This window comes from Olsenella uli, from assembly GCF_016900775.1.
Lineage (GTDB): Bacteria > Actinomycetota > Coriobacteriia > Coriobacteriales > Atopobiaceae > Thermophilibacter > Thermophilibacter uli_A.
The window spans coordinates 47,450-56,287 of sequence record NZ_JACJKN010000017.1 but is presented as its reverse complement, the minus strand read 5'-3'; the positions used below and the strand labels follow the sequence as shown (position 1 = coordinate 56,287).

Annotated in this window: 7 protein-coding genes; all 7 read left to right on the top strand. The window is 67.7% G+C overall.

What is annotated here, in order from left to right:
* Positions 1-373 precede the first annotated feature (373 nt).
* Entirely contained in the window at positions 374-1,984 is a 1,611-nt protein-coding gene (locus H6A23_RS09740; RefSeq protein ID WP_204831982.1) for an ABC transporter substrate-binding protein, read from the top strand.
* A 117-nt stretch (positions 1,985-2,101) separates the two neighbouring features.
* The gene (locus tag H6A23_RS09735; protein WP_075279886.1) at positions 2,102-3,067 is read left to right on the top strand and encodes an ABC transporter permease; all 966 of its coding nucleotides are present in this window, start codon (positions 2,102-2,104) and stop codon (positions 3,065-3,067) included.
* A 5-nt stretch (positions 3,068-3,072) separates the two neighbouring features.
* Positions 3,073-5,094, top strand: coding sequence for a dipeptide/oligopeptide/nickel ABC transporter permease/ATP-binding protein (locus H6A23_RS09730; protein WP_273448435.1), 2,022 nt, complete (start codon positions 3,073-3,075; stop codon positions 5,092-5,094).
* Complete coding sequence (locus H6A23_RS09725) at positions 5,095-5,919, top strand: ABC transporter ATP-binding protein (RefSeq protein WP_075279888.1); 825 nt, start codon at positions 5,095-5,097, stop codon at positions 5,917-5,919.
* A gap of 150 nt (positions 5,920-6,069) precedes the next feature.
* Positions 6,070-6,996, top strand: coding sequence for a dihydrodipicolinate synthase family protein (locus tag H6A23_RS09720; protein ID WP_204831981.1), 927 nt, complete (start codon positions 6,070-6,072; stop codon positions 6,994-6,996).
* An 11-nt stretch (positions 6,997-7,007) separates the two neighbouring features.
* Entirely contained in the window at positions 7,008-7,967 is a 960-nt protein-coding gene (locus tag H6A23_RS09715) for an ROK family protein (RefSeq protein WP_204831980.1), read from the top strand.
* A gap of 123 nt (positions 7,968-8,090) precedes the next feature.
* A complete protein-coding gene (locus tag H6A23_RS09710; protein WP_204831979.1) occupies positions 8,091-8,777 on the top strand; it encodes an N-acetylmannosamine-6-phosphate 2-epimerase in 687 nt (228 codons plus the stop codon).
* Positions 8,778-8,838: the final 61 nt, after the last annotated feature.

The window sequence follows — 8,838 nt, the reverse complement described above, 5'->3', positions numbered from 1 at the left end:
GGGTGGGGGCGGGCGGTGGCGCGCATATGATATGGAATCGATACCGCTTCGCGCATGATACAAGTGGTTCTACATTGTGATGCCAGTTGGCGAGAAGAACCTTTGGCTGTCATTCATGAATCAGGTCGAAATAATTGATTCACCAGCTATTTGTTTGAAGTTGATTGGATCTTATCGCATAGAAAACAGAAGCGAAATAGGGTCCAACCAGAATACCAATACACAATAAGCTTACGGAAGGATTACCGTCTGGGGTATCAAAACGCACCGTCGGCCGTTTGCTTCAGGAAGATTACGCCCGCATTTCGTAGTGTTGAAAGGCAAAGGGACGGCTGCCCAAGACGGGGCGGCCGCAGGAGGAAAGGGAGAGAACATGAAGAAGCTCATGAACAGCGCCGTGTCGCGTCGCACGTTCCTCGGCGGGGCGGCGGCGGCCGGCGCTCTCGGCCTGGCGGCCTGCAGCGGCGGCGGGGACACCACCACGCCCGATGACACCCAGGGCGATGCCTCCGCCACCGGCGGCAACACCATCTCCGCGGGCTCCGCGTACGCGCCCTCCGAGTACAACCCCACGAAGACCTCCTCGGCCTTCTGCCTGGGCTCCAACTGGCACGTCCTCGAGGGCCTCTACGGCACCGACCCGCACGACTACTCCACCTTCCCCGAGCTCGCCACCGGCGACCCGGAGCAGGTCGACGAGACCCACTTCACCATCACCGTCCGCGAGGGCGCCGCGTTCTCCAACGGCAACCCCGTGACCACCGCCGACATCGTCGAGTCCTTCGACCGCACCAAGGCCGACGCCACCTACTCCGCATTCCTCGCCCCGATCGACGCGCTCGAGGCCACCGATGACACCACCATCACCGTGACCACGGCCATCGCCAACTTCTCGCTGCTCAAGGAGCGCCTGGCGCTCGTCCGCGTCTTCCCCGCCGGCACCACCGACGACGAGCTCTCGAGCCAGCCCGTCGGCTCCGGCCCCTGGATGTATGACGCCATCACGGACAACACCGTCGACCTCGTCCCGAACCCCAACTACAACGGCTCCTATCCCGCCGAGGACGCCGGCCTGCACTACGATATCCTCGTCGACGCCACCGCGCGCATGACCGCCCAGCAGCAGGGGACCACGCTCGTCATGGAGTCCGTCACCGCCGACGCCATCGACATGATCGAGTCCGCGGGCTGCAAGGTCGACAAGGTCCAGGGCTTCGGCACCCGCTTCATCATGTTCAACACCACGAAGGCGCCGTGGGACAACAAGGCCGCCCGTCAGGCCATCATGTACGCCCTCAACACCGACCAGATGATCGAGAACATCTTCAGCGGCCTCGCCGCAGCGGCCTCGTCCTACATCCCGGTCGACTTCCCCAACTACCAGGAGGCCGCGACGGTCTACACCTACGACCAGGAGAAGGCCAAGAGCATGCTGAGCGACGCCGGCGTGACGCCGGGCGACCTCGTGATCCGCACGACGGACAACACGCAGGCCGAGCAGATGGGCATCCAGGCCCAGCAGGACCTCGCCGCCCTCGGCTTCAACGCCACCGTCACCACCGACACCTCGGCGGCCACCTACGCGGCCATCGACGGGGGCTCCGACAACTTCGACATCCTGATCGCCCCCGGCGACCCGTCCTGCTGGGGCGCCGACCCCGACCTGCTCCTCAACTGGTGGTACGGCGACAACGTCTGGCAGCAGACCCGCACCGGCTGGGGCTCCTCCGCTGAGTTCGCCCAGATTCGCGAGCTCATGACCGCGGCCCTCGGCCAGTCCGGCGACGAGCAGCAGGCCACCTGGAAGCAGGTCTACGACCTCATCGCCGACAACTGCGTCCTGTACCCGCTCATCCACGTCCAGACCGTGACCGCGTCCTGGGCCGACGCCGCCACCAGCCCCAGCGGCATCGCCATCGAGGGCTTCGAGGGCATCGGCACCACGGGCATGAACTTCATCGGCTGCAAGACCGTGAGCGCGTAGCCTCTTCCGAAGGCCTCTCCCCACGGAAGGGTGGGGGGCATAAGGACGTTCGAGGGGCCCGGGCGCGGATGAGCTCGGGCCCCTCTGCTCACCAAAGGCATAGAGAGAGGAGAGGGTATGAACAACCTTCTGCGCCTCATCGGTCGGCGCCTCATCGCGCTGCCGATCATGGCCCTGGGCGTCACCCTGCTCGTGTTCTTCCTCATGTCCTTCACCGACCCCTCCATCCCGGCGCGCACCGTCCTCGGCGAGGGCGCGTCTCCGGAGGCCGTCGAGGAGTACATGGACGAGCATGGAATGAACGACCCGTGGCCCGTCCGCTACGTGGACTACATCGCCGGCCTCTGCCAGGGTGACCTCGGCACCTACGGCAGCCGCCAGACCCCGGTGGCCACGGCCATCGCCTCGGCGCTGCCCATCACGATGCAGCTCACGTTCTTCGGCCTGCTTCTCGCTGCGATCTTCTCGTTCACGCTTGGCGTCGTTTCGGCGCTCTATAGGGACAAGTGGCCGGACCAGGTGATACGAGTGATATCCATCGCAGGAATCGCGACGCCGTCCTTCTGGCTTGCGGTCCTGCTCATCCTCGCGGTCACGCTGGGCGGCCTCACGCGCGTCTTCCCGTCCTCGGGCGCGCTTCCCGACCTCTTCGCCAACCCCGCCGGCTACTTCGGCCGCATGATCATGCCCGCCATCGCGCTGGCGTTCCCGGTCATCGGCCAGATGACGCGCATCGTGCGCACCGCGATGGTCGAGGAGCTCGACAAGGACTATGTTCAGACGGCCCGCGGCAGCGGCATCCCCGAGAACGTGGTCATCGCGAAGAACGTGCTGCGCAACGCGCTCATCACCCCGATCACCACGCTCGGCCTCAAGATCGGCTACCTCATGGGCGGCGCCGTGGTCATCGAGGTCATCTTCGCGCTCCCCGGCATGGGCACGCTCATCCAGCAGGGCATCACCGGCGGCGAGATCATGCTCGTTCAGGGCGTCGTCGTGGTCGTGGCTCTGGCCTTCGTCATCATCAACATCGTGGTTGACATGCTCTACCTGCTGATCAACCCGCGCATTAGGACGGTGTAGGCCACATGACTAAGATCAGGGAAAAGCAGACCGAGAAGCTCGAGAGCGCCGCCTCCAAGGGCCTCAAGCTCGGCGGCCTCAAGAAGATGAGCATCTCGAGCAAGATCTCTCTCGTCCTCCTCATACTGGTCGCGCTCTCCGCCATCCTGGCGCCGGTCATCGCCCCGCATGACCCGCTCGAGATCGGCATGGCCTACCAGCCGCCCTCGGCGGAGCACGTCTTCGGCACGGACAACACCGGACGCGACATCCTCTCCCGCATGCTCTACGGCGGCCAGTACTCGCTCGTGATCGGCTTTGGCGCGACGCTGTTCGCGCTCGTCCTCGGCTCGATCATCGGCGCCGTCGCCGCCGTCGCGCGCAAGGCGGTCTCAGAGGTCATCATGCGCGTGCTCGACGTCATCATGTCGATTCCCGGCATCGCGCTCGCCGCCATCCTGGTGCTCATCCTGGGCAACTCCGTCCCGGCCATCATCTTCTCCATCGGCTTCATGTACACGCCGCAGATCGCGCGCATTGTCCGCGCCAACGTGGTGTCCGAGTACGGCGAGGACTACGTCCGCGCGGTCATCGTCTCCGGAGCCCGCGCCCCGTGGATTCTCATGAGGCACGTCCTGCGCAACTGCATCGCGCCGATCATGGTCTTCACGGTCACGCTCGTCGCCGACGCCATCATCTTCGAGGCGTCGCTCACCTTCATCGGCGCCGGCATCGCCGAGCCCACGCCCACGTGGGGCAACATCCTCTCGTCCGCGCGTGACGGCGTCCTGCTTGGCCGCTGGTGGCAGGCGCTCTTCCCGGGCATCGCGATCATGGTCACGTGCCTCGCCCTCAACATCCTCTCCGAGGGCCTGACCGATGCGATGGCCGCCGCCCCGTCCGCGCCCGTGAGCAACGAGAACGCCGAGAGCCGCCGCGAGGCCGACCTCCTCGTCGCCGATCCGGTTCGCGCCTACAAGGAGCAGGCCGACTCCCTCGCCCGCCGTCTCGGGGCGCTCCGCGAGGTCGAGCTCGCGCGCACCGACCGCCGCGTCCCCGACTACTCCGTGGAGCCGATCCTCCAGGTCAAGAACCTCTCGATCGGGTTCCCGCGCCACGGTGACGTCCATGTGGTGGACAACGTCTCCTTCGACGTGCGCCCGGGCCAGTGCATGGCTCTCGTCGGCGAGTCCGGCTGCGGCAAGTCCATCACCACCAAGACCATCATGAACCTCCTGCCCGACAGCGCCCGCATCCAGGGCCAGATCCTCTACAAGGGCAAGGACCTGCTCAAGCTCTCCAAGGAGGAGCACCGCAAGCTGCTGGGCCACGAGCTTGCGATGGTCTACCAGGACTCCCTGTCCTCGCTCAACCCGTCGATGCTCATCTCCGCCCAGATGAAGCAGCTCACGAGCCGCGGCGGCACCCGCAGCGCCGAGGAGCTCCTCGAGCTCGTCGGCCTCGACCCCAAGCGCACGCTCGAGAGCTACCCGCACGAGCTTTCCGGCGGCCAGTGCCAGCGCGTCATCATCGCCATGGCCCTCACGAGGAACCCCTCGCTCGTCATCTGCGACGAGCCCACCACGGCGCTCGACGTCACGGTCCAGAAGCAGGTCATCAAGCTGCTGAACGACCTCCAGAAGCAGCTCGGCTTCGCCATGATCTTCGTGTCCCACGACCTCGCGCTCGTGGCCGAGGTCGCCTCCGAGATCACGGTCATGTACGCCGGCCAGGTCATCGAGTCCGCCCCCACCAAGGAGCTCCTCACCAACCCGATCCACGAGTACACGCAGGGCCTGCTCGGCGCCGTCCTCTCGATCGAGGCGCACGACGGCAGCCGCCTGCACCAGGTTCCCGGCTCCGTCCCGAGCCCCGCGGACTTCCCCAAGGGCGACCGCTTCGCCCCGCGCTCGAGCCACCCCACGGTCGGCCTCGACGTCCATCCCATCCTCAAGCCCGTTCCCGGCGCCGACCATCACCTCGTATCGGAGATCCCGGACGAGGAGCTCGCGAAGAACGGTCTCGTCTCTCGACTGGAGGTGAGGTAGATGGCGGACAAGACCTCTGGGCAGACCCCCATCATCTTCCTGGACAACATCTCGGTCACGTTCAAGTCCCGCACGGGCTCGCTCTTCCACCCCAACCTCGTGCACGCCGTGAACGGCCTCACGCTCAAGCTCATGCCGGGCGAGACGATCGGCATCGTGGGAGAGTCCGGCTGCGGCAAGTCCACGACCGCTAACGTCATGTGCGGCCTGCAGTCGCCCACGGACGGCCGGGTCTACTTCAAGGGCGACGACGTCACCAAGCGCACCGCCGAGCTCCGCAAGAAGATCGGCCGCGTGGTCTCCGTCGTCTTCCAGAACCCGGCCACGGCCCTGAACCCGCGCATGTCCGTCCACGACCAGCTGCTGGACCCGCTGATCGTCCACAAGGTCGGCTCCGACGACGAGCGCGAGGCGCGCATCAACGAGCTGCTCGGCATCGTCGGCCTGCCGTCCTCGGCGATGTACGCCCTCCCGGGCCAGCTCTCCGGAGGCCAGCGCCAGCGCGTCGCCATCGCCCGCGCCCTCTCTCTCCAGCCGGACGTCATCATCGCCGACGAGCCCACGTCGGCCCTCGACGTCTCCGTCCGCGCGCAGATTCTGAACCTGCTCACGGACCTCAAGAAGGAGCTCGGCCTGGCCATGGTCTTCATCAGCCACGACATCCAGACGGAGCGCTACATCTCCGACCGCATCGTCGTCATGAACCACGGCCAGATTATGGAGGAGGGCCCGGCACGGCAGATCTTCGAGGACCCGCACGACGCGTACACCAAGACGCTTCTCGGCGCGGCCCCGTCGCTGCTGCACCCCAACCTCGGTCAGTAGTCCCCAAGGCCCTGCGGCGGGCGCGCCTTCGGGCGCGCCCGCTTTGCGAATCGGCGAGTGGCGCGTTCCTCTCGCCGCTTCTGCCCTAGCATCTGAGCCCCCTGTCCCGCACGGGGCGGAGCGTCCCGCCCCACACAAGAAAGGACCAGCATGGCAGACCTTAAGATCACGGGCGTCGTCCCTCCCGTCGTCGTCCCCGACACCCCCGACCACGAGCTCGACGTTCCCTCCTTCGAGCGCCTCATCGACCGCATGATCGACGCAGGCGTCGACGGCCTCTTCTTCCTCGGCTCCTCTGGCGAGGTCGTCTTCTCCACTGACGAGCGCCGCCGCCAGATCATCTCCGAGGCCGTCCGCATCGTCGACCACCGTGTGCCCGTGCTCGTGGGCATCATCGACACCGAGACCGAGCGCGTCATCGAGCACGGCAAGGTCGCCCAGGAGCTTGGCGCCGACGCCCTCGTGGCCACCGCCCCGTTCTACGCCCTCGGTGGCATGGCCGAGGTTGAGGAGCACTTCCGCATCCTCCACGAGGAGCTCGACCTGCCCATCTTCGCCTATGACATTCCCGTGTGCGTGCACACCAAGCTCCCGTGGCCGCTGCTCGTCAAGCTCGGCAAGGAGGGCGTGCTCGCCGGCGTCAAGGACTCCTCCGGCGACGACATCTCATTCCGCTACCTCTGCCAGGAGAACGAGAAGGCCGGTCACCCGCTCTCGCTGCTCACCGGTCACGAGATCGTGGTCGACGGCGCGTACCTCTCCGGCGCCGACGGCTCCGTCCCAGGCCTTGCCAACGTCGAGCCCGAAGGCTACGTCCGCATGTGGAAGGCCGCGCAGGCCGGCGACTGGGCCACGGTCAGGGCCGAGCAGGACCGCCTGAACGAGATCTCCCACATCTTCGACGTCACCTCCGGCGTGCAGGGCTATGCCGGCGGCGTGGGCGCCTTCAAGACCGCGCTCTGGCTCCTCGGCGTCTTTGACTCCAACACCATGCCGCGCCCGGTCAAGGCCCTTGAGGGCGACAACGTCGAGGCCATCAAGAAGGTCCTCGTGGACACCGGGCTTCTCGAGGGCTAGGGGGGAGAGCCATGAGCCAGACCATCGTTGCTGTCGACATCGGCGGCACCAAGATCGCCTGCGGCCTCGTCACCCTCGGTGGCGACGCGCCCGTGATCTCTAAGGTCGAGAAGGTCCCCACGGATGCCATGAAGGGCGGCGAGCACGTGCTCGCCACGGTGCTCGCCCAGGTGAAGGCCGCCATCGGGCGCGCCGACGAGCCCCCCGTGGGCGTCGGCATCTCCTCGGCGGGCGTGGTGAACCCGCGCAACGGCGACATCACCTTCGCCAACGAGCTCATGCCCGGCTGGGGCGGCACCCACCTCGGCGCCGAGGTCACCGCCTCGACCGGCCTGCCGTGCCGCGTCCTCAACGACGTCCACGCCCATGCCCTGGGCGAGGCGCGCTGGGGCGGCGGCCGCGACAAGAAGAGCTGCCTCGTCGCGGCGGTCGGCACCGGCATTGGCGGCGCCTTCGTCGAGTGGGGCAAGATCATGCTCGGCGCCCATGACGAGGCGGGCCACATCGGCCACGTCTGCTGCCCGGCCGCCGCGGGCGTGCCCTGCTCCTGCGGCGCCACTGGCCACCTCGAGCCCATCGCCGCGGGCCCCGGCATCATCCGCGAGTACGTGCGCCTGGGCGGCGACGAGGCCACGGCCGACGGCACGCCGATGGACGGCGCGGAGATCGACCGCCGCGCCGCCGCGGGCGACGAGGCCGCCAAGGCCGCCGAGGCCCGCGCCGGGCGCGCCCTCGGCGAGGTGCTCGGCAGCATGTGCAACATGCTCGACCCGGACGTCGTCATCCTCTCCGGCTCCGTGGCCCAGTGCGGCCCCGACTGGTCCGACGCCATGGCCGAGGCCTTCCGCGGCCAGGCCATGCCGCCCGTGGCCACCACGCCCATCGTGGGCGGCGAGCTCGGCGGCGACGCCCCGCTCGTCGGCGCCGCGGAGAACTTCGTGAAGTCCGGCTACGCCGAGGTCTCCGACTAGCCCCGCGGAAAACCTGACAAAGGTGACAGGGCAGTTTGTCAGGTTTTCCCGCCGCGACCGTTGCACAAAACCTGACAAACTGCCCTGTCACCTTTGTCAGGTTTTCTCGGAAGGGAGGATGCCATGCCCATCTCACCGCTCGTCCAGTCCCTCAGGGGGAAGCTCGTCGTCTCCGTCCAGGCCTATCCCGGCGAGCCGCTGCGCCACCCCGAGACCATGGCCCAGATGGCCCGCGCCTGCGAGCTCGGCGGCGCGGCGGCCATCCGCTGCCAGGGCCTCTCCGACATCGCCGCCATCAAGGGCCGCGTGGAGATCCCCGTCATCGGCCTGTGGAAGGAGGGCCACGAGGGCGTCTACATCACGCCCACGCTGCGCCACGCCCTGGCCTGTGTGCACGCCGGCGCCGACGTGGTGGCCCTCGACGCCACCGACCGCCCGCGCCCGGACGGCCGCACCTTCGAGGAGACGGTCGAGGCCATCCGCGCCCAGAGCGACGTCCTCATCATGGCCGACTGCATGACCATCGAGGACATCCGCCGCGGCGTGGCCTGCGGCTGCGACCTCGTGTCCACCACGCTCTCCCACAACAAGGCCGCCATCGACACCACGCTCGAGGACGGCCCCGACGTGCCGCTGCTCAGGCAGGCCACCGCGGAGTTCCCCGACTACCCGATCATCTGCGAGGGCCACGTCCACACCCCGGCCGACGCCAGGACCGCCATCGACGCGGGCGCCTGGGCCGTCGTCGTAGGCACCGGCATCACGCACCCCACATCGCTCACCAGCTGGTTCCGCGCCGCGATCGAGTAGGGGAGAGAGCCCCATCGCCCCGGGTTGACGCGGGCCCCGGACTCGTCCGGGGCCCGCTTTC

Bases quoted from the DNA above. Each gene is read 5' to 3' on its own strand.
- H6A23_RS09740 (WP_204831982.1), top strand. From the start codon at position 374: ATGAAGAAGCTCATGAACAGCGCCGTGTCGCGTCGCACGTTCCTCGGC.
- H6A23_RS09735 (WP_075279886.1), top strand. From the start codon at position 2,102: ATGAACAACCTTCTGCGCCTCATCGGTCGGCGCCTCATCGCGCTGCCG.
- H6A23_RS09730 (WP_273448435.1), top strand. From the start codon at position 3,073: ATGACTAAGATCAGGGAAAAGCAGACCGAGAAGCTCGAGAGCGCCGCC.
- H6A23_RS09725 (WP_075279888.1), top strand. From the start codon at position 5,095: ATGGCGGACAAGACCTCTGGGCAGACCCCCATCATCTTCCTGGACAAC.
- H6A23_RS09720 (WP_204831981.1), top strand. From the start codon at position 6,070: ATGGCAGACCTTAAGATCACGGGCGTCGTCCCTCCCGTCGTCGTCCCC.
- H6A23_RS09715 (WP_204831980.1), top strand. From the start codon at position 7,008: ATGAGCCAGACCATCGTTGCTGTCGACATCGGCGGCACCAAGATCGCC.
- H6A23_RS09710 (WP_204831979.1), top strand. From the start codon at position 8,091: ATGCCCATCTCACCGCTCGTCCAGTCCCTCAGGGGGAAGCTCGTCGTC.